23 protein-coding genes and 1 other annotated feature are annotated in these 20153 nt (G+C 58.7%); of the genes, 8 read left to right on the forward strand and 15 right to left on the reverse strand.

All coding sequences use genetic code 11. The features are described from left to right. Positions 1-37: 37 nt before the first annotated feature. From cls to rpmG, 8 genes are all read right to left on the reverse strand, one after another. A complete protein-coding gene (gene cls / locus JQM68_RS08195; protein ID WP_235222521.1) occupies positions 38-1612 on the reverse strand; it encodes a cardiolipin synthase in 1575 nt (524 codons plus the stop codon). 270 nt (positions 1613-1882) lie between these two features. Continuing rightward, complete coding sequence (rplL, locus tag JQM68_RS08200; RefSeq protein ID WP_235222522.1) at positions 1883-2251, reverse strand: 50S ribosomal protein L7/L12; 369 nt, start codon at positions 2249-2251, stop codon at positions 1883-1885. Between the two features lie 45 nt (positions 2252-2296). Next, positions 2297-2824: a 50S ribosomal protein L10 gene (rplJ, locus tag JQM68_RS08205; protein WP_235222523.1), complete on the reverse strand. Its 528-nt coding sequence runs from the start codon at positions 2822-2824 to the stop codon at positions 2297-2299. Positions 2825-2854: 30 nt separating this feature from the next. Beyond that, positions 2855-2983, reverse strand: a sequence feature (ribosomal protein L10 leader region). Positions 2984-3233: 250 nt separating this feature from the next. Beyond that, positions 3234-3926, reverse strand: coding sequence for a 50S ribosomal protein L1 (gene rplA, locus JQM68_RS08210; RefSeq protein ID WP_235222524.1), 693 nt, complete (start codon positions 3924-3926; stop codon positions 3234-3236). 93 nt (positions 3927-4019) lie between these two features. After that, positions 4020-4445 carry a 50S ribosomal protein L11 gene (gene rplK, locus JQM68_RS08215; protein WP_235222525.1) on the reverse strand — a complete coding sequence of 142 codons (426 nt, stop codon included), beginning with the start codon at positions 4443-4445 and terminating at the stop codon, positions 4020-4022. Between the two features lie 103 nt (positions 4446-4548). Then, positions 4549-5073 carry a transcription termination/antitermination protein NusG gene (gene nusG, locus JQM68_RS08220; protein WP_235222526.1) on the reverse strand — a complete coding sequence of 175 codons (525 nt, stop codon included), beginning with the start codon at positions 5071-5073 and terminating at the stop codon, positions 4549-4551. Between the two features lie 12 nt (positions 5074-5085). After that, positions 5086-5301 (reverse strand): preprotein translocase subunit SecE, encoded by a 216-nt coding sequence (secE, locus tag JQM68_RS08225; RefSeq protein WP_235222527.1) that lies wholly within the window; start codon positions 5299-5301, stop codon positions 5086-5088. A 25-nt stretch (positions 5302-5326) separates the two neighbouring features. Continuing rightward, positions 5327-5476 carry a 50S ribosomal protein L33 gene (rpmG, locus tag JQM68_RS08230; protein WP_235222528.1) on the reverse strand — a complete coding sequence of 50 codons (150 nt, stop codon included), beginning with the start codon at positions 5474-5476 and terminating at the stop codon, positions 5327-5329. A 281-nt stretch (positions 5477-5757) separates the two neighbouring features. Here rpmG and ruvX point away from each other — a divergent pair, with 281 nt between their 5' ends. The 3 genes from ruvX to JQM68_RS08245 are packed head-to-tail and all read left to right on the forward strand — an operon-like array spanning position 5758 to position 7304. Then, on the forward strand, positions 5758-6174 hold the full coding sequence (ruvX, locus tag JQM68_RS08235) for a Holliday junction resolvase RuvX (protein ID WP_235222529.1): 417 nt from the start codon (positions 5758-5760) through the stop codon (positions 6172-6174). A 10-nt stretch (positions 6175-6184) separates the two neighbouring features. Beyond that, positions 6185-6784, forward strand: coding sequence for a chromate transporter (locus JQM68_RS08240; RefSeq protein WP_235222530.1), 600 nt, complete (start codon positions 6185-6187; stop codon positions 6782-6784). Next, positions 6771-7304 carry a chromate transporter gene (locus JQM68_RS08245; RefSeq protein ID WP_235222531.1) on the forward strand — a complete coding sequence of 178 codons (534 nt, stop codon included), beginning with the start codon at positions 6771-6773 and terminating at the stop codon, positions 7302-7304. Before JQM68_RS08240 ends, JQM68_RS08245 begins: the two co-directional genes overlap by 14 nt. Before the next feature lie 46 nt (positions 7305-7350). Here the strand turns inward: JQM68_RS08245 and JQM68_RS08250 are convergent, their stop codons facing one another. Both JQM68_RS08250 and JQM68_RS08255 read right to left on the reverse strand, forming a co-directional pair. Next, positions 7351-8766 carry a hypothetical protein gene (locus JQM68_RS08250; RefSeq protein WP_235222532.1) on the reverse strand — a complete coding sequence of 472 codons (1416 nt, stop codon included), beginning with the start codon at positions 8764-8766 and terminating at the stop codon, positions 7351-7353. A gap of 69 nt (positions 8767-8835) precedes the next feature. Then, the gene (locus JQM68_RS08255) at positions 8836-9399 is read right to left on the reverse strand and encodes a phosphoribosyltransferase family protein (RefSeq protein ID WP_235222533.1); all 564 of its coding nucleotides are present in this window, start codon (positions 9397-9399) and stop codon (positions 8836-8838) included. 239 nt (positions 9400-9638) lie between these two features. Between JQM68_RS08255 and JQM68_RS08260 the strand changes: the two genes are divergently transcribed. Together JQM68_RS08260 and gdhA are read left to right on the forward strand one after the other, a co-directional pair. Then, positions 9639-10727 carry a GGDEF domain-containing protein gene (locus JQM68_RS08260; protein WP_235222534.1) on the forward strand — a complete coding sequence of 363 codons (1089 nt, stop codon included), beginning with the start codon at positions 9639-9641 and terminating at the stop codon, positions 10725-10727. A gap of 190 nt (positions 10728-10917) precedes the next feature. Then, complete coding sequence (gene gdhA, locus JQM68_RS08265) at positions 10918-12267, forward strand: NADP-specific glutamate dehydrogenase (protein WP_235222535.1); 1350 nt, start codon at positions 10918-10920, stop codon at positions 12265-12267. A gap of 52 nt (positions 12268-12319) precedes the next feature. On the opposite strand, the gene JQM68_RS08270 is transcribed toward gdhA, so the two are convergent. Further along, positions 12320-12949, reverse strand: a complete 630-nt coding sequence (locus JQM68_RS08270) for a 4'-phosphopantetheinyl transferase family protein (RefSeq protein ID WP_235222536.1) — start codon at positions 12947-12949, stop codon at positions 12320-12322. A gap of 226 nt (positions 12950-13175) precedes the next feature. Here JQM68_RS08270 and dnaG point away from each other — a divergent pair, with 226 nt between their 5' ends. Then, positions 13176-14966: a DNA primase gene (gene dnaG, locus JQM68_RS08275; RefSeq protein ID WP_235222537.1), complete on the forward strand. Its 1791-nt coding sequence runs from the start codon at positions 13176-13178 to the stop codon at positions 14964-14966. Beyond that, on the forward strand, positions 14959-16407 hold the full coding sequence (gene rpoD / locus JQM68_RS08280) for an RNA polymerase sigma factor RpoD (RefSeq protein ID WP_235222538.1): 1449 nt from the start codon (positions 14959-14961) through the stop codon (positions 16405-16407). Before dnaG ends, rpoD begins: the two co-directional genes overlap by 8 nt. A gap of 53 nt (positions 16408-16460) precedes the next feature. Here the strand turns inward: rpoD and JQM68_RS08285 are convergent, their stop codons facing one another. From JQM68_RS08285 to JQM68_RS08295, 3 genes are read right to left on the reverse strand one after another with little or no spacing between them, the layout of a single operon-like run. Next, positions 16461-16820, reverse strand: coding sequence for an ArsR/SmtB family transcription factor (locus JQM68_RS08285; RefSeq protein ID WP_235222539.1), 360 nt, complete (start codon positions 16818-16820; stop codon positions 16461-16463). Between the two features lie 12 nt (positions 16821-16832). Next, a complete protein-coding gene (locus JQM68_RS08290) occupies positions 16833-18701 on the reverse strand; it encodes a heavy metal translocating P-type ATPase (protein ID WP_235222540.1) in 1869 nt (622 codons plus the stop codon). Positions 18702-18749: 48 nt separating this feature from the next. Beyond that, entirely contained in the window at positions 18750-18968 is a 219-nt protein-coding gene (locus tag JQM68_RS08295; RefSeq protein ID WP_235222541.1) for a cation transporter, read from the reverse strand. Positions 18969-19185: 217 nt separating this feature from the next. Here JQM68_RS08295 and JQM68_RS08300 point away from each other — a divergent pair, with 217 nt between their 5' ends. Continuing rightward, on the forward strand, positions 19186-19617 hold the full coding sequence (locus JQM68_RS08300) for an RrF2 family transcriptional regulator (RefSeq protein ID WP_235222542.1): 432 nt from the start codon (positions 19186-19188) through the stop codon (positions 19615-19617). Between the two features lie 66 nt (positions 19618-19683). On the opposite strand, the gene JQM68_RS08305 is transcribed toward JQM68_RS08300, so the two are convergent. After that, positions 19684-20055 carry a hypothetical protein gene (locus JQM68_RS08305; protein ID WP_235222543.1) on the reverse strand — a complete coding sequence of 124 codons (372 nt, stop codon included), beginning with the start codon at positions 20053-20055 and terminating at the stop codon, positions 19684-19686. Between the last annotated feature and the right edge of the window lie 98 nt (positions 20056-20153).

The following is a 20153-nucleotide window of genomic DNA, read 5'->3' on the forward strand; positions in this document are numbered from 1 at the left end:
GCAAAAAAGAGGACCTTTCGGTCCTCTTTTTGTTTGCTCACATCAGCGGCGCGATCGCCTTGAGACAAACGCCCATCAGCTTTCGGCTCAGTTTTTCCTCCCGCATCGTTTGAGGGGTAACCCGGCGGCACTTCTGCAAAGTCTCCTGAAAATCCGTCTCGATCTGCGGAATACAGGGCACCTTGCACAGGTATGCGGCACACTCAAAATGGTGGTAAAGGCTGCGGTAATCCAGATTGATAGTGCCCACCACCGCCTCCCGGTCGTCACTGACAAATACCTTGGCGTGGATGAAGCCCGGCGTGTACTCGTAAATTTTCACGCCGGAATCCAGGAGTGAGGCATAGTGTGTCATCGCCAGGGCATAGGGCGCGGACTTGTCCGGAATACCCGGCAAAATCAGCGTCACATCCACGCCCCGCTCCGCCGCGAATTTCAAAGCAGTCTCCATCTCTCCGTCCAAAATCAGATACGGGGACATGATGTGGACGTACTTCCGGGCACGGTTGAGGATGTCCATGTACACCCGCTCCCCCACCTTGTCCTGGTCCAGCGGGCAATCCCCGTAGGGGATCACATACCCCGCGGCATCCTGCGGCGCATGGGTCGGATACGCCAGGAAGCAGTCAAACTCCGGTTGCTTTTCATCAATGCTCCACATCTGTAAAAACATCAAGGTAAAGCTCCGAACGGCCTCCCCTTTCAGCATGACGGCAGTATCCTTCCAGTGGCCGTATTTTTCAATGTGATTGATGTACTCATCCGCCAGATTCACGCCGCCGGTGAAGGCCGTGTGTCCGTCGATCACCAAAATCTTCCGGTGGTCCCGGTAGTTATAGTGGGTGGAGAGGAACGGCGTCACCGGGGAAAACGCCTTGCACTGGATGCCCAACGCTTTCAGGCGCTTCGGGTAATCATGGGGCAGTGTGGAAAACTCGCAGGTGCCGTCGTACATCACCCGGACATCGACGCCCTCCCTGGCCTTCCGGGCCAGGATCTCCAGAACCTTGCCCCACATCAGCCCTTCGTCCACGATGAAATATTCCAGGAATATAAAGTGCTCCGCCTGCTCCAGCTGACGCAGCATCTCAGCCCATTTCTCCTCACCCAGCGGAAAATAGGTCACGGCGGTCCGGTCGTATACCGGGTAGCACCCGGTACGGTGAATATACTGGGCCAGTGCCGCCGCGCCGGGTTCCTCCTCTGAAAGCCTTTCCACAGTCTCTTCCGACTGCGGGATGCTCTCCCGCGTCTGCGTGAGCAATTGGTTCAATCGCTTCTTCAAGGCCCGATGTCCGATGTCACTCTGGGTGAACCAGAACAGCAGCGCACCAAATACCGGCAGCAGCATCACCACGACCAGCCATGTGATCTTTGCCGACGGGTCCATCCGGCTGTTCAGAAGATAGATCACCATGGCGGCCATGAAGATCACCGTTCCGCCCATAATATGCGGCAGGAAATTTCCGAACCAGATAAAAACACAGATCAGCAAAAAAATGTGGACCGCCAGCAGCAGCAAAATCAATCCCATCCGGCTGAAAACAGCATGAAAGAATCCCTTTTGCCCCTTTTTCAACAGCGACAGTCCAATATTTTGTTCATTTTCCATGTGCAGAGCCCTCTTTCATCCGGTAAACACTCTCCAACGCTTTTGGGGGAAAGAGCAAGCGTGTTAGATGGAGGTCAGGCATATCTGCCTGTATTTTTAAGCCAGCGCCCGCCCATTTCCTTCTCCCATTCACAGTAAAATTACCTCATATTATAGCGCATTTTCGTCAAAATACAATGATTTCTCCAGTTCTCCGAAGCCCTTCGCCAAAGGAAAGGACCCGCGGCAATGCCACGGGTCCTTTGATCGTCATATGCGGATGAAGTAAAATTACTTCAGCTCGACCTTGGCGCCAGCCTCTTCCAGCTGCTTCTTCAGAGCCTCGGCGTCGTCCTTGGAAGCGCCCTCCTTCAGAGTGGAAGGAGCACCCTCGACGGTAGCCTTGGCCTCGGCCAGGCCCTGGCCGGTGATCTCACGGACAGCCTTGATGACCTTGATCTTGGCAGCGGCGTCAAAGCCGGTCAGGACCACGTCAAACTCGGTCTTCTCCTCAGCAGCGGGAGCAGCAGCGGCAGCGGGAGCAGCCATAGCGGCGGCGGAAACGCCAAACTCTTCCTCCAGAGCGTGAACCAGCTCAGACAGCTCCAGAACGGTCAGACCCTTGATCTCTTCGATCATAGCGGTAACTTTCTCAGACATTGTATTAGCCTCCTAAAAGTAAATTTTTAAAATTATTTGTGCCGATTATTCGGCGGCGGGAGCGGACTCCTCGGCGGGAGCGCCGTTCTTCTCGGCGATCTGCTTCAGGACGACAGCCAGGCCGGTGATGGGAGCCAGCATAGTGCCCAGGACCTGCGCCTGCAGGACGGGCAGAGCGGGGATAGAAGCCAGAGACTGGATGGTGGCCAGATCCACGGGCTTACCGTCCATGAAACCGCCCTTGATCTCAAACTTGCCGTCCAGCTTCTTAGCGTAGTTGGCCATGACACGGGCGGGAGCCACGGGATCATCGCACAGAGCCAGAGAAGTGGTGCCGTTCAGCAGATCGTCCAGGTCGCTCAGGCCGGTGTTGTTGAAAGCGAAGCGCAGCAGGGTGTTCTTGACAACAGCGTAATCCACGTTGCTCTCGCGGCACTCCTTACGCAGCGCGGTATCCTCCTCCACGGTGATACCCTTGTAGTCCACGATCACACCGGCGGTGGCCTTCTGGATCTTTTCAGTCAGCTGGGCCACGATAGCCTGCTTCTCGGAAAGGACCTTTGCGTTAGGCATACTTGTTTTCACCTCCATGAAATTGTAGGTGCGTTCAAAAAGGAACCGTCCTTGTGCCCGCAAAGACACAAGGACGGATAGCAAATCAACTTTGCCGCCCTCGGCAGGATTTACGAGGTTGCCCTCACCTGCTGTCTTTGGAACGCATCTGGTATTATATTAAAGGATTGACACAATGTCAATACTTTAATATCAATTTTCCCCCAATTCCCGCAAAGGAAGGGGGCTAGGGGGAACCGTTGGTTCCCCCAGTTCTTCCGCCGGAGGCGGAAGAAGCAAATCAAATCATTTTCGGCAGGACATGCGCCTGCCGAAAATTCCTTGACCCAGCCGCCGGGGGCGGCGTTCACCAGTCCGCAGACTGGTGGTGGGGGTTCTAAAGGGGGAGCCTGCTCCCCCTTTAAGCTCCTCAGATGAGCTTCGCAGTGTTCATCTTCACGCCGGGGCCCATGGTGGAAGCAGCCACGCAGCTGCGGATATACTGGCCCTTGGCGGTGGCGGGCTTGGCCTTCACGATGGCGCCCATCAGAGCGTTGTAGTTCTCGGTCAGCTTCTCGGGGCCGAAGGAGACTTTACCGATGGGGCAGTGGATGATGTTGGTCTTGTCCAGACGGTACTCGATCTTACCGGCCTTGACTTCCTTCACGGCCTTGGCAACATCGGGGGTCACGGTACCGGCCTTGGGAGAGGGCATCAAACCCTTGGGGCCCAGGACCTTACCGAGGCGGCCGACGACGCCCATCATGTCGGGGCTGGCGACGACCACGTCGAACTCGAACCAGTTTTCCTTCTGGATCTTCTCAACCAGATCCATATCGCCCACATAGTCGGCGCCGGCCTCACGGGCAGCGTCGGCCTTGTCGCCCTTGGCGAACACCAGCACGCGGACGGTCTTGCCGGTGCCGTGGGGCAGAACGATGGCGCCGCGGACCTGCTGGTCGGCGTGACGGGAGTCAACGCCCAGCTTTACATGCAGCTCGACGGTCTCGTCGAACTTGGCGCTGGCGGTCTTGCAGATGAGAGCCATGCCATCAGCAGCCTCGTACAGAGTGTTCTTGTCGATCTGCTTGGCACTTTCCTGATATTTCTTGCCTCTAAACAATGTTACTTCCTCCTCATAGTGGTTCTTCGGACTCTGAGTTCCTCCCACTGTATGGAGCGGCCTTGTCAGCCGCTCGGCTGATTGTTATGAATGTCAGTCGCCGACGACAACGCCCATGGAGCGGGCGGTACCGGCAATCATGCTCATGGCGGCTTCCAGGCTGGCGGCATTCAGGTCCTTCATCTTGATCTCAGCGATCTTCTGGATGGAAGCCTTGGAAATGGTGGCCACCTTGGTCTTGTTGGGGACGCCGGAACCGGACTCGATGTTGCACTCCTTCTTGATCAGGACAGCCGCGGGGGGAGTCTTGGTGATGAAGGAGAAGGAACGGTCGGCATACACGGTAATGACGACGGGGATGATCATGCCCATGTCGTTCTTCGTGCGCTCGTTGAACTCCTTGGTGAAAGCGGCGATATTGACGCCGTGCTGGCCCAGAGCGGGGCCAACGGGGGGAGCGGGAGTTGCCTTGCCTGCGGGGATCTGCAGTTTCACATAACCAGTAATTTTCTGTGCCACGGAGTAGCACCTCCTAAATTATAAATGTGGTAGCGGACTTCCAGGAGTCCGTCCTTGGCGGGGCTTTTCAGCCCCTCCCACCTGCATCCAACGGATGCTTTTTTCAGTTCTGGACCTCGACTTGGTCCAATTCCAGGTCCACCGGGGTCTCGCGGCCGAACATGGAGACCATGACGCTGACGCGGTTCTTCTCGGGTTCGATCTCCTCGACGATGCCGGTGAAGCTGGCCAGAGGGCCGTCCACGATCTTCACGTGGTCGCCCACATTGTACCTGACCACGATCTCGTGCTTTTCCATGCCCATAGCAAGCACCTCTTCCTCCGTCAGGGGGATGGGCTTGTTGGCGGAGCCAACAAAGCCGGTGACGCCGCGGACATTCCGCACCAGATGCCAGGTATCATCCGTCATGACCATCTTGATGAGCACGTAGCCGGGGAACACCTTCCGCTCCACCTCTTTCGTGGCGCCGGAGTCCGTGACCTCGGTGACCGTCTCCATGGGGATCTCCATCCGCAGGATCATATCCTCCATGTTGCGGCTGGCAACGAACTTCTCAATGCTGGTCTTAACGGCGTTTTCGTAGCCGGAATAGGTATGGATCACATACCACTTCGCGCTGTCTGACATATCTTCTACTCCTTACGCGCCGAACACGTTCAGGATCATCTGCACGGCGGAGACCGCCACAAAGTCGAAGATCCAGATGAAAGCGCCGATCACGACGGAGCACAGGAGCACGGTGCCGGTGTTCTTCGCCACAGTCTCCTTGTTGGGCCAGACGACCTTCTTCAATTCGCTTTTCATCTCGCGGAACCAAAGGCCGCGATCCTTTTTCTTCTTCGCTTCTTCTGCCATTGTCATACGTCCTTTCTGATAATCCTTACTTGGTCTCGGTGTGGACGGTGTGCTTCTTGCAGAAGGGGCAATACTTGTTCAGTTCAAGCTTGTCCGGGGTGTTCTTCTTGTTCTTCATCGTATTGTAGTTTCTCTGCTTGCACTCGTTGCATCTCAAAGTGACTTTAACGCGCATCTAACGGCACCTCCTTATTATTGGTATCATTCCCGGCAAGGCCGGAGATACCGACTGCCTCCCTGCATAGTTCGGTACTGAGCTGCCGCGGCTGAAAAGCGAAAAACGCGCACGACAACAAAGCCCTTTTTCACAGGTAAGAGTGATTGTACCACATGTCAAACATCCGGTCAACTGTTTTTCTGAAAAATTTCCAGGAATTTTCGCCGTTTCCGCCGTCCGCTTGCGCGGCGCTTCCGGGTGTGGTATCATGGGCAAAAAAGCGGAAGAGAGGACGCCCTATGCGCATCATGGCCATCGACTACGGCGACGCCCACACCGGCATCGCCATCTCCGACCCCACCGGCTTTCTGGCCGGCTTCACCACCGTCATCAACGCCTACCGCCCGGAGGCCGTGGCAGAGCAAATTTCCGCCCTGGCGAAGGAGCACGGCGTGGAGGAATTGGTGCTGGGCCACCCTATCAACATGGACGGCACCCGGGGCCCCCGCTCGGAAAAGGCCCAGGCCATGAAGACGCTGCTGGAGGAAACCACTTCCCTGCCCGTGGTCCTCTGGGACGAGCGGCGCACCACCATCGACGCCCACCAGATCCTGATGAACAGCGGCAAAAACGCAAAAAAACGGAAAAAAGTGGTGGACGCGGTGGCGGCCACGCTGATTTTGGAAGGCTACCTCACCTATAAAAAAACGCACTGAAAGGCACATCATGGAAGCATCACAAAAAGCAGACACGCACCGGAAGGGCCGGGTCCCCGGCCTGTTCTGGCAGTTTTTCAAATTTGGCTGCTACACCTTCGGCGGCGGCTGGTCCATCGTGGCCCAGATGCAGAAGGAATATGTGCAGAAGCGGGGCTGGCTGACGGAGGAGGACCTGCTGGACATCACCAGCGTCGGCCGCAGCCTGCCGGGCCTGATGATCGGCAATGTATCCTATTTGTTCGGCTATCACGTGGCGGGCTTCCCCGGCGCCATTGCCTGTGTGACGGGCATGTGCATCCCGCCTCTGCTGATCCTGACGGCGGTCACCTGGTTCTATACCCAGGTACGGGACAACCCCTATGTCAGCCGGGCCATGGTGGGCGTCCGGGCCACCGTGGTCCCCATTATCACCTCCGCAGCACTGGGCCTGCGGAAAGCCGCCCTGACGGACCGCTTCGGCTATGTGATCCTGCTGTTGGGCTTTGTGCTGTATCTGTTTTTCGGCATGAACTGTATCACGATCGTCCTGCTGGGCGGTCTGCTGGGCTTCCTGCTCAGCCTCTGGCGGGAACACCGGAAAGGAGGTTCCGACCATGGTACTCCTTGAACTGTTCTGGTCCTTCTGCAAGATCGGCTTTACCAGCTTCGGCGGTCTCAGCATGGTGCCCCTCATTAACCATGAGATGCTCTCCCACGGCTGGATGACCCTCTCCGAGGTAAGTGACATCGTGGCCATTGCGGAGATGACCCCCGGTCCCCTGGGCCTGAACTGCGCTACCTTCGCCGGCACCCGGGTGGCCGGCTTTCTGGGGGCGATCTCCGCCAGTCTGGGCGTCCTGTCCCCCACCTTTCTGATCTGTGCTGTCGCCGCCGCAGCCTTTGAGAAGTTCCGGGATTCCTCCTTTATGCAGAAGGTCATGTCCGGCGTCCGGCCCATCTGCCTGGGGCTGATCCTGGCCGTTCTGTGCTCCCTCTCCATGACCAACTACGCCGCAGCCTCGGGCGGAGTCAGCCTGCCCGCCCTGTTCATCGGCGCCGCCGCCCTGGTAGCCCTGCTGAAATTTAAAGTCAGCATCCCCGTCGTCATCGCATTCTCCGCCCTGCTGGGCCTGGTTCTGATTCGATGAGACATGTAAAAAAGGACCGCTCTCCGGCTGGAGAACGGTCCTTTTTTCAGGTTTCGTCCCGGATGATCTCCTCCGGCGGCGTATCCAGCTGCCAGGGATCGCTGAGCAGGTTATGGAGGTACCGCAGGCAGGAGGCGAAGTAGAAGCCGTCCACAATGCGCTCGTCGGTGACGAAGTTACAGTCGATATACTTCCGCAGCACCACGCTGCCGTCCCGCTTCGTCTCAAACACCCGGCGTTTTTTGCCGAAGGAAACGAACACCGGCACGTTGCCGAAGTCGTACAGGTGGTGGTAGATGGGCGGGATGCCCAGGGAGGCCATGGAGGTGATGTACAGGGAGCCATGGAAAGGCGACAGCTTGGTCAGGAACCGGGGCAGCAGGCCGAAGTAATCCATGCCCTGAAGCAGAAACACGAAGAACTTCAGCAGCAGGCCGGGAATCAGGTTAAAGGCCCCCGCCAGCTTGTCGAAGCCCGTGTCCAGCGGCGCGTCCTTCACCTCCCGCACCTTATCGTTAAACCGCCCATACACAATGTCCGCTGTGTCGGCAGGGTCGAAGGTCACCTTGATGACGGTATCCGGCGAATCCGTGGACATCTCCTTTTTGATGGTCATGTTGATCTCAATTTCCCGGTCCCGGGTGAAAATGTGCTGTCCCGCGATGAAGCGGTTCAGCCCCGGATACCGGGCACAGGTGCGGACGTAAGCCGCCAGCAGGACATGGAGCACGCCGAAATTCTTCAGTCCCGCCTTCCGCTTTTCCACGATGTACCGCTCCATCTCCGTGACCTCGATGTGATCCTCGATGAAGTTCTGGGAGGTGTTGCGGGTCTTCATAATATACGGCGACACCGCAAAGATGGGAGACAGGCTCCGCAGGCGGCGTCCGTCGTTGCGGTCGCCGAACCGCTTCACGTAAGCCCCCTCCTCCACCGGGCGCTTCTTCATGGCCAGAGACAGGCACAGCAGCGCCGCCATACAGCACAGCACGCTGAGCTCCGGCAGCCAATCGTGGAGCGGCCAGCCCACTTTCTGGGTGTCCTCCACAAAAATGTGGTACAGCATGGGCAGCCCGAACAGGGGCCACAGCAGCTTCTGAGTAGGCACCCGGCCTGTCACCGTGGCAGTGTACAAAGCCGCCACCAGGGCGTACAAACAAAGGCACAGCACTGTGTGGAGCCGGGACGGAAAGCCCAACGCTTTCACGGCGAAAAACACGCACCCCAGCCACACGGGGATGGCGGAACGGTAGAGCCGGTCACGGCTGTCCCGCAGGAGGATGACGATAAAGCTGACATTCGCCGCCAGAGGCAGCACCACCTGGAGCCAGAACACGGCGGAGGACAGCGCCTCTCCCGCCGCCCAGACGATACGCAGTACCGCCGAAGCCGCCATGAATATCATGGACAAAGCCGCCAAAACTCCCAGCTTCGGCAGCCAATACACACATTTTTTCTTCATAAGTCCCCTCACAACACACAAATCCAAAAACGGCGCGCTGTCAGCCGACCGCGCGCCGTTTCGATGTACTTATCCCTTGACCGTTCCGTCGGCGTTGAACACCGGCAGGGGCGCCAGGAACTTAATGTCGTCCCGCTGCTGCGCGGCGCCCTCCGCCAGGACTGCGATCTTGCCCGCCACGATGCCGCTGGCCGCGGCCACCAAGGCCTCCATGGCCAGCAGGGAGCCGCCGGTGGAGATCACATCGTCCATGATGAGGATGCGCTTGCCCCGGATGAGGTCCGCGTCATCCCGGCCCAGGTACAGCTTCTGTACGCCGGCGGTGGTGATGGACTGGTCATCCACATGGATAGGATCGGGCATGTAGACCTTGGGGCCCTTCCGGGCAATGAAATACTTCTCCGCGCCGGACTGACGGGCCATCTCATGGATCAGGGGAATGCTCTTGGCCTCGGCGGTGAAGAGATAGTCATAGCTGTCGGCGGGGACCAGCTTCAAAAGCTCCCGGGCGCAGGCCACGGTCAGCTCCGCGTCGCCGAAGCAGATGAACGCGCCGATGTACAGGTCGTCGGTGACCTTGCAGATGGGCAGTTCCCGCTTCAGGCCGGCGATTTCCATGGAATAGGTATGCATACGATGTGCCTCCCTCAAAAATATCCGCTTATGGGCAAAACTTTTCCGAAAATATTATACAATTTTCCAGGAAAAAGTCAATTGCCTGCCTTTTGAATTTTCACGTATCCACGTATCTTTGTGTTGAAAAGAAGGAAAAATACGGTACAATAACATTATATAAGGTATATGAGGATCGTAAAGAATCAAATACCTTGGTTCGCCGCTTCAAAATTGTCCGCAAAGGTGTGTCACATAAAATGTTCAATCTGTACACAGCCATCGTCCTGACCGCGCTTTTCCTTTTGCTCATCACAGCCACCGATATTCTGACAAACCGCCTCATCACAAAAGAAATGAAGAAATGGGCTGTTCTGGCCTGTCTGCTGATCGCCGGTTCGCTGCTGGGCGAGTGTGTCGGCGTGCTGACAAACGGCGCGGCTCCGTCTCTCATCGTCCTGCATCAGATCGGCAAGCTGGTGGAGTTCTGCTGCGCCCCGGCGATCGGTGTGGCGGTGGCGATGGCTTACGGCGTGCTGAAGTGGCCCAAAATCGCCATCGCCGCCGCTGTCGCCCATGCCGTCTTCGAATGCATCTCGCTGCGTTTTCACTGGGTCTTCCGGATCGACAGCCAAAACATCTACCACAGGGAAAGCCTGTATTTCATTTACATCGCGGCGTTCATCCTATCGATCATCCTCTGTTTTTCCAGCGTGATCCGCAGCGGCAAGGAGTACCAGACCGGCATCGACGGTGTGCTGGTATTGACCCTGCTGATGCTCTTCATCGGCGTCGGGATCCAATTTATATACGCGGATATCCGGATCGATTTTTTGTGCATTGCCATTGGCAATATGCTGCTGTACAGCCGCTGCTGCAAGATCGTGCTCCAGCTGGACGCGGTCACCTGCCTGCTGAACCGCAGGTGCTACGACACGGCTCTCGGCAACATCGGCTCCCGGGCTGTGATCCTGTTTTTCGACATCAACCGCTTCAAACTGGTCAATGACACCTATGGCCATTCCGTCGGCGACCTGTGCCTGAAAGAAATCGGGAAACAGTTACGGGCCGTATACGGAAAATACGGCTCCTGTTACCGTGTCGGCGGCGATGAATTCTGCGTGATCCTGGACAGCCATTTTGAGCAGCTGGAGGAACTGAACGGGCAATTTCTGGCCGCCGTGGAAGCCCTGCGGAAGGAAGACCCCCGCATTCCGGATATTGCCTATGGGTATGCCTATTATAACGCTGATACCTGCCATATCCAGAAAGCCATTGAGGACGCGGACGACATGATGTACAGAAACAAACATGCCGATTCCCGCGCCGCAAAATCTTCGGTATCCTAGTACCGTTTTCCTGTTCCCCGTCGATTTGCACAAAATAGGTTGACCTTTTTCTGTGCCATCAGAAAAAGTATTTGCCAGCATTCGAAAAAATTTGCCTTGTTTCCTTCGTGCAGAAATGCTAAACTGAAATTAGAAAACCCAGCAGGATTTTAACACATTAAACAATTTCAGATTACAAGGAGGAAGCCTGATGAACGCGTATCTGGCCAGTGTGATCGAGAATGTGAAAACCAAGCACGCCAATGAGCCTGAATTCGTCCAGACTGTGGAGGAGGTCCTGACCTCTCTGGAGCCCGTCATCGACCAGCACCCCGAATATGAAAAAGTTGACCTGCTGAACCGGATGGTGGAGCCGGAGCGGATGTTCACCTTCCGCGTCTGCTGGATGGCCGACGACGGCACCTGGCACACCAACACCGGCTGGCGCTGCCAGTTCAACGGCGCCATCGGCCCCTACAAGGGCGGCCTGCGGTTCCAGCCCAACGTCTATCCCGGCATCATCAAGTTCCTGGGCTTTGAGCAGACCTTCAAGAACTCCCTCACCGGCCTGCCTATCGGCGGCGGCAAGGGCGGCTCTGACTTCGATCCCGCCGGCAAGTCCGATTCCGAGATCATGCGTTTCTGCCAGAGCTTCATGCAGGCTCTGTACCGCTACATCGGCCCCGATGTGGACGTGCCCGCCGGCGACATGGGCGTGGGCGCCCGGGAGATCGGCTACCTGTACGGCGAGTACCGCCGTCTGAAGGGCGCGTTTGAAAACGGTGTCCTCACCGGCAAGGGCTTCTCTTATGGCGGCTCCCTGATCCGCCCCGAGGCTACCGGCTACGGCGCGGTGTATTATCTGGAGAATGTCCTGAAGCATGAGGGCGAGGACATCGCGGGCAAGACCATCGCCTGCGCGGGCTTCGGCAACGTGACCTGGGGCATCTGCAAGAAGGCGGCCCAGCTGGGCGCCAAGGTCGTCACCCTGTCCGGCCCCGACGGATACATCTATGACCCCGACGGCGTGACCACCAAGGAGAAGATCGACTATCTGGTGGAGATGCGCTCTTCCGGCCGCAACAAGGTGAAGGACTATGCCGACAAGTTCGGCGTGGAGTTCCATCCCGGCGAGAAGCCCTGGGGCGTGAAGGTGGACATCTGTATGCCCTCCGCCATGCAGAACGACGTACATATGGAGCAGGCCAAGCAGATCGCCGCCAACGGTGTGAAGTATTACATCGAGGTGGCCAACATGCCCACCACCAACGACGCCCTGAAGTTCCTGATGGAGCAGCCCGGCGTGATCGTGGCGCCCTCCAAGGCGGTCAACGCCGGCGGCGTGGCGACCTCCGCCCTGGAGATGGCCCAGAACAGCGAGCGCCTGGTGTGGACCGAGGAAGAGGTCGACAAACAGCTCCACCAGATCATGAACACCATCTACCAGATGAGCGTGGACGCCGCCGAGAAGTACGGCCTGGGCTACAACCTGGTGGCCGGTGCCAATATCGCGGGCTTCCAGCGGGTGGCCGACGCCATGATGGCGCAAGGCATTTTCTAAACCTGCAAATTATGTAAAAAGAGCCGGGCGGGAATTTTCCCGCCCGGTTCTTTTATTCCTGCGAAAACGTCAAAACCATTTCCTGTATCCACTCGTCTAAAGAGATAAGACGCACCTGGCCCGGCATCTCCGGGCTCCGGGTGGCCATCCCCGCCGCATAGCCGGGAAACGTATCCAGCGGGTAATAAAACTCTCCGTCCCGCAGAGGCATTTCGGTGCGGAGCAGAGCCCCCATGTGAGTCCCGTCCAGCTTGGCCCGGGCCTCCCGCCGCACCCAGCAGGGGAAAAAGTCCTGCTCCGCCACGCCCGCCGCCAGCCGCTCCAGAGACGCGGGCGACATGGGCCGGATGCGCTCAATGTCCACGCCGATAGGCTGGTCACTCAGACCCACCAGCACCGCGCCGGAGGTGTGGCTGAGGTTGAAATGGACGCCAAGTGCATCCGGAAAGCAGGGCTTTCCCTGGGAAGAAAGGGCAATATCCGGAAGCTCTTCCCAGCCGCAAGCCTCCCGGAGGGCCAGCCGCAGCAGCAGATACGCGCACAGCGGCTCCCGCCGCCGGGCCGGGTCCTTTACCCGCAGCAGCCGCTCCCGGCGTCCGGGCGGCAGCAGGTTTGTCAGGCCCTCCGTCTCCTCCCCGGTCAGGGGCCGCTCCAGCCGCGCCGCCCACAGTCCGATGGGCATTTTCCGTCCCTCCCTCTCCGTTTTTTCCCCATTGTACCCATTCTCCGCCGGCCTGTAAAGCCGGCTCATTGAAAAAATTTTTGACCGCTTTCAAAAAAATTGCGAAAAAAAGAGGAATTTTAAAATGGACGGGGTATATTTTATTACCGTGGGCTTCGTGTCCGCGCGGTCTTTTGGTATGATAACCGCGCATCCCGGCTAAACTGAACGAAAGGAGGGACAGGCCGTGGCGTTTCCCCAGAGTTTTCTGGACGAGCTGACCGCCCGAAGCGATATCGTGGATGTGGTGGGCAGCTATGTGCAGCTGACCCGTAAGGGCGGCAACCTGTTCGGCCTGTGTCCCTTCCACAGCGAAAAGACCGGCTCCTTCTCCGTCTCCCCGGACAAGCAGATCTACTACTGCTTCGGCTGCAAAAAGGGCGGCGGCGTGGTGAATTTCATCATGGACATCGAAAATCTCTCCTTTCCCGACGCGGTACGCTTCCTGGCAAAGCGGGCCGGGATGGAGGTCCCGGAGGAAGAGGGCGACCGGGAGGCGGGCCGCCGCAGGCAGCGGCTGCTGGACCTGAACCGGGACGCCGCCCGCTTCTACTACCAGCTCCTCCAGCAGCCGGAGGGCCGGGCGGTCCAGGAATATCTGGACAAGCGGCAGATCAAAAAGTCCACCGCCGTCAAATTCGGCATGGGCGCGTCTCTGGACGCCTGGGACGTGCTGTTGACCGCCATGACGAAAAAGGGCTACACCAAAGCCGAGCTGCTGCAGGCGGGTCTGGTGGTCCAGAACAAAAACGGCGGCCTGTACGACAAATTCCGCAACCGCCTCATGCTCCCGGTCATCGACACCCGGGGCGACGTGGTGGCCTTCGGGAGCCGGGTGCTGGACAAGTCCGAACCCAAGTATATGAACTCCTCGGAGACTCCGGTGTACTCCAAGCGCCGGGTGCTGTATGGCCTGAACCTGGCGAAAAAAACAAAGCGGCCCAACATCATCCTCTGCGAGGGCAACCTGGACATCGTAACGCTGCACCAGGCGGGCTTCGACAACGCGGTAGCCTCCATGGGGACGGCGCTGACGGTGGAGCAGACCCGGCTCCTCTCCCGGTTCACAAAAGAGCTGGTGCTGTGCTACGACAACGACAACGCCGGCAAGATCGCCACGGAGCGGGCGCTGCAGATTTTAAACGGCTCGGAATTTTCCGTGAAAGTCCTCCAGCTCCCCCGCCGCAGGACGGCGGACGGCGAGCTGGTGAAGCAGGACGCCGACGATTTCATCAAGTTCCAGGGAGCGGACGCCTTTGAGCGGCTGTTGAATGGCAGCGAGAACGGCGTGGAGTTCCGCATGGCCCAGGTGACCGGCAAATATGATTTTACCAGCGACGAGTCCCGGGTGGCCTACTGCGAGGAGATCAGCGACCTGCTGGCCTCCCTGCCGGGAGCCGTGGAGCGGGAGGTCTACACCGTCCGGGCCGCCGAGACCGCCCACATCAGCCCCGACGCCATGAAGCTAGAGGTCCAGCGGGCATTCAAACGCCGGATGGCAAGGGAAAAGCGGGCGGAATTGCGGAAGGACCTGAATCCCGCCGCCCAGCTCCAGCCGAAGGAACGGTCCCTGCGGTACGAGAACATCCGCTCCGCCCGGGCGGAGGAGGGGGTCCTGCGGCTGCTGTACCGGGACCCGGAGCTGTTCCCCGACGAACCGCCCCTGCGGGAAGATCAGTTCTCCTCCCCCCTGCTGGGCAGGGCCTACGCCCGGATGTGGCAGGCGAAGTCCGAGGGACGAACTCTGTCCCCGGCAACGCTGTTCAGCGAGTTGGAGCCGGAGGCGGCAAGCCACCTCTCCGCCATTCTCCAGCAGCCGGAATCCACGCAGAACGCGTCCCAGGCGCTGGCGGACTACATACGCATCATTCAAACGGAAGCAGACAAACGCGCCGGCGGGGCGGACATCGACCCGCTTCTGGCCGCGACAGAAAAATACAAGGACAAAAAGGGTACTGGAGGAAAGCAGCATGACTAAAAAGAAGGAACTGACTCCCGAGGAGCTGGAGCAGCAGGCAGACGCGCTCCTGGCCGCCGCTGACGCGGCGGAGGAGACCGGGAAGCCGGCGAGCAAAAAGAAGTCCGGCAAGCGCGGCGCCGCGCCCTCTGAGGAGGAAGCGCCCCATATCATGACCGACGAAGAGGCTAAGAAGGCCGGCATCGTCCGCCTGGATGACAAGCAGGTCGCCGCCCTCCCCGCGGCCAGCTGGCTCATCAACCAGGAAAAGCTGCGGGAGCTGCTGGCCAAGGGCAAGAAAAAGGGCAAGCTGGATTCCGCGGAGCTGATGGAGGCCGTGGACGACCTGAATCTGGAGAGCGAGCAGATGGACCAGCTCTATGACTCTCTGGAAGCTCTGAACATCGACATCAGCACCGACGACGACCTGCTGCCGGAGCTGCCGGATGATGAGCCCGCCGACGAGGAGATCGCGGACGTGGAGGAAGAGGAGCTGGTAGACCCTAATACCCTGGTCAACAACTTCTCCATCGACGATCCCGTCCGCATGTACCTGAAGGAGATCGGCAAGGTGCCCCTGCTCTCTCCCGACGAGGAAGTGGAGCTGGCCCAGGCCATGTCCGCCGGCAACGAGGCCGACCGCCGTCTGGCGGAAGTGAAGCGCCAGCGGGAGGCGGGTGAGCCCGTCACCGCCACCGACGAGGAGATCGCCGCCTGGGAGAAAGGCCACAAGGCCGGTGAAAAGGCCAAGCAGAAGCTGGCGGAGGCCAACCTCCGTCTGGTGGTCTCCATCGCCAAGCGGTATGTGGGCCGGGGCATGCTGTTCCTGGACCTGATCCAGGAGGGCAACCTGGGCCTCATCAAAGCCGTGGAGAAATTCGACTACACCAAGGGCTACAAGTTCTCCACCTACGCTACCTGGTGGATCCGCCAGGCCATCACCCGCGCCATCGCCGACCAAGCCCGCACCATCCGCATCCCCGTCCACATGGTGGAAACCATCAACAAGGTCATCCGGGTCAGCCGCCAGCTCCTTCAGGAGCTGGGCCACGATCCCTCTCCTAACGAGATCGCCGCCGAGATGAACATGCCTGTGGAGAAGGTGCGGGAGATCCTGAAGATCGCCCAGGAACCTGTCTCTCTGGAGACGCCCATCGGCGAGGAAGAGGACTCCCACCTGGGCGACTTCATCCCCGACGAGGGCGCCAGCGAGCCCAGCGAGGCCGCCAGCTTCACCCTGCTGAAGGAGCAGCTGATGGACGTGCTCTCCACTCTGACCCCCCGGGAGGAAAAGGTGCTGAAGCTGCGCTTCGGCATCGAGGACGGCCGCACCCGCACCCTGGAGGAAGTGGGCAAGGAGTTCAACGTCACCCGGGAGCGTATCCGCCAGATTGAGGCCAAGGCCCTGAGAAAACTGCGGCATCCCAGCCGGAGCAAAAAGCTGAAAGATTTCCTGAATTAAAAGAAGGCCGGACGCAAGCGTCCGGCCTTCTTTTAGTTTCCGCGCACAGCGCGTCATTCCTCAATATGTTCCTGTCCCTGGGCGATAATGGTCCGCACATGGTCGTCCGCCAGGGAATAAAATACGGACTTCCCCTCCCGGCGGCTCTTGACCAGCTTATTCTGTTTCAGAATTTTCAGCTGATGGGAAATGGCCGACTGGGTCATGTTCAGCACCGAGGCGAGGTCGCAGACACAGACCTCCGCCTCGAACAGCACAAACAAAATGCGGATGCGGGTGGAATCTCCGAAAATCTTAAACAGCTCCGCCAGATCATACAATTCCGTTTCATCCGGCATCGTCTCATTCACGATCTTCAATAGGTCCTCATGGACTTCTTCCGTCTCACAGCAGAACTCTTCCTGTTCCGTCATGGCGTCTCCTCCTCAGAGTTTTTTCACGATCAGCGCCCGGATGGCATTCAGAACGGCCAGCACCATGACGCCCACATCCGCGAAAATGGCGACCCACATGTTGGCGACGCCCAGCGCACCTAAAGCCAGGCAGACCAGCTTGATGCCAATGGCAAAATAAATGTTCTCGTAGACGATGCGCATACACTTCCGGGCGATCCGGATAGCCGTCACGATCTTCATCGGGTCGTCATCCATCAGCACCACGTCCGCTGCCTCAATAGCGGCGTCGGAGCCCAAGGCGCCCATGGCGATGCCGATATCCGCCCGGGAGAGGACAGGGGCGTCGTTGATGCCGTCACCCACAAAAGCCAGCCGCTCCTTGGGACCTTTCCGGTCCAGCAGCGCCTCGATCCGGTCCACCTTATCCGCGGGCAGCAGCTCACTGTGGACCTCGTCCACGCCCAATTCCTGAGCCACCTGCCGCGCAACGCGCTCCGTATCGCCGGTGAGCATGACCGTCTTGCGGATGCCGGCCTTCCGCAGTTCCCGGATGGCCTGGGCCGACGTGGGCTTTGCCACATCGGAGATCAGGACATGTCCGGCATAGCTGCCGCCGATGGCCACATGGACGATGGTACCTACATGATGGCACGGGATCGCCTCCACGTCAAGCCTCCGCATCAGCTTTTCATTGCCCACCGCCACGCTGACGCCATCCACTTTGGCCGTGACGCCGTTGCCGCTGATCTCCTCCACATCTGTCACCCGGTTCTCGTCCAGAGGCTTTCCGTAGGCCTCCTTCAAACTGCGGCTGATGGGGTGGGAGGAAAAGCTCTCGGCCAGAGCCGCATATTCCAGCAGCTTCTCCTCTTCCACCTGATTGTGATGGACGCCCACCACCTCAAAAACGCCCCGTGTCAGGGTGCCGGTTTTGTCAAACACCACATACCGGGTCTGGGCCAGAGTCTCCAGATAGTTAGAGCCCTTCACCAGTACACCGGCATGGCTGGCGCCGCCAATGCCCGCGAAAAAGCTCAGGGGGATACTGATGACCAGCGCGCACGGGCAGCTGATGACCAGGAACGTCAGGGCACGATAGACCCACTGGCCCCACTGGGGCGCGCGCCCCAGCAGCAGCATGACCAGCGGAGGCAATACCGCCAGCGCCAGCGCGCTGTAACAGACAGCAGGGGTGTAGTAATGGGCAAAACGGGAGATAAACCGCTCGGACTGGGATTTTTTGGAGCTGGAGTTCTCCACCAGGTCCAGGATCTTTGAAACCGTGGACTCTCCGAATTCCCGGGTGGTGCGGATCTTCAGCACGCCGTTCATGTTGATGCAGCCGCTGATGATGTCGTCGCCGGGCTTGACATCCCGGGGCAGGCTTTCGCCGGTGAGGGCGCTGGTGTTCAGCGCCGCTTTTCCCTCCATCACCACGCCGTCAATGGGAACCTTCTCGCCGGGCTGGACCACGATGACCGTGCCAACTTCCACCTCATCCGGGTCCACCCGCTCCAGACCGTTTTCACCCTCAATGTTGGCGTAATCGGGCCGGATGTCCATGAGCTGGCTGATATTCCTGCGGCTCCTGCCCACGGCATAGCTCTGGAACAGCTCGCCGATCTGATAGAACAGCATGACGGCTGTTCCCTCCTTGTAGTCGCCTAAGATCATGGCGCCCACGGTGGCCACCGCCATCAGGAAATTCTCATCGAACACCTGCCGGTTACAGATCCCTTTCCAGGCTTTCAGCAGAATATCATAGCCGATCACAAGGTAAGGGAGCAGATACAGGAGCAGCTGCACAGGTCCCTCCGGCACCGGCAGCACGGTCAGAAGCACCAGCAGCGCCACTGCCGCCAGGATGCGCACCAGCATCTTTTTCTGTTTCTTATTCATAGGGTCCTCCTCCGATTCCCAACAGAGCGCGGCCTCCCGCCGGCGCGCTTACAGGAAGATCTCGCAGTCGTCCTCGACCTTCTTGCAGTTCTTCAAAACTTCCTGCATCACAGCCTTGGGGTCCTGGCCGTCCTCGAATTCAACGATCATTTTCAGCGCCATAAAGTTCACGGTGGCGTCCGCGACGCCGGCGGTCTTCTTGGCGGCCTCCTCCATTTTGTTGGCGCAGTTGGCGCAGTCCACATCGATCTTATAAGTCTTTTTCATGTTTGGTAGCCCCTTTCTAATTGCTTAAACAAATGAGCACTTGTTCATTTGTTGATTTGAGTGTAATCCTTTCGTCCGGGAATGTCAAGCACTTTCCTTATAAAATGATTTTGGCGACAAATGTGTATGGCTGTGCCCGCTTTGACGCAAACTTTTCATTGATTCCCCATCAACCATATTGTATAATAGGTTTCACAAAGGAAGAGGAGGCTTTTCCATGCTGATTTCAACAAAGGGACGCTATGCGCTGCGGGTCATGGTGGATCTGGCGGAGCATCAGTCTGAGGGCTTTATCCCTCTGAAAGTGATCGCGGAGCGGCAGGAAATCTCTGAAAAATATTTAGAGAGCATCATCAAGCTCCTGGTGAAGGCCAAGCTTTTGAACGGCGTGCGGGGGAAAGGCGGCGGCTACCGCCTGACGAAATCCCCCGACCAATACACGGTAGGCAGCATCCTGCGTCTGACAGAGGAATCCCTGGCCCCGGTGGCCTGTCTGGAGGAAGGCGCCGCCTCCTGCCCGCGAATGGCGCAGTGCCGTACCCTTCCGCTGTGGCAGGGACTGAATCAGGTCATTAACGACTACCTGGACAACGTCACGATTGTGGACCTGGTGCAATCCGGCACCAGTGGCAATGACTATGTGATCTGACCGATCCCCAAAAAGCAGCCCGCCAACGCTCCTGTTGGCGGGCTGCTTTTTCACGGTACATGCTCCTTATTCCCGGACTCCCTGGATCTCCAGCAATTCCACCACCGCCTGTCCTCTGGCGGTGAGCGCCATGCTCCCCTGGCAGGGATACTGTCCGTAGGCCCCATAATCAAAATTCGTCAGGGGCAGGTCATAGTCCAGCCGGATCAGCCGCTTGATCTCCAGCCCCGTAATGGCGGCGCTGTACTCCTCCGCATGCTCCGTCCCCTCTTCCAGGTAAACCGGCGTCTCCGAATCCCAGCGCCGGGCCACAGGGAGAAACGGGAACTGAGCAAACCGGCGCAGCAAGCCGATCTCCTGCCGCGTCAGCTCCAGCTCCCCGCAGCCGCCGCAGCTTCCGCCGCAGCAGGCGCCGCATCCATCATGTCCGCATCCCATATCCTGTCATTCTCTCCTTTTGTCATGATTCCGCCCCCTGACGGGACTAGCTTTCCACCGAAGCCGCATCATATCCGGCAGACACGCCGCTTTTCTCT

Origin of the sequence: Oscillibacter valericigenes, assembly GCF_021531435.1 — a bacterium.
In the GTDB taxonomy this organism is placed as follows: Bacteria; Bacillota; Clostridia; order Oscillospirales; family Oscillospiraceae; genus Oscillibacter; species Oscillibacter valericigenes_B.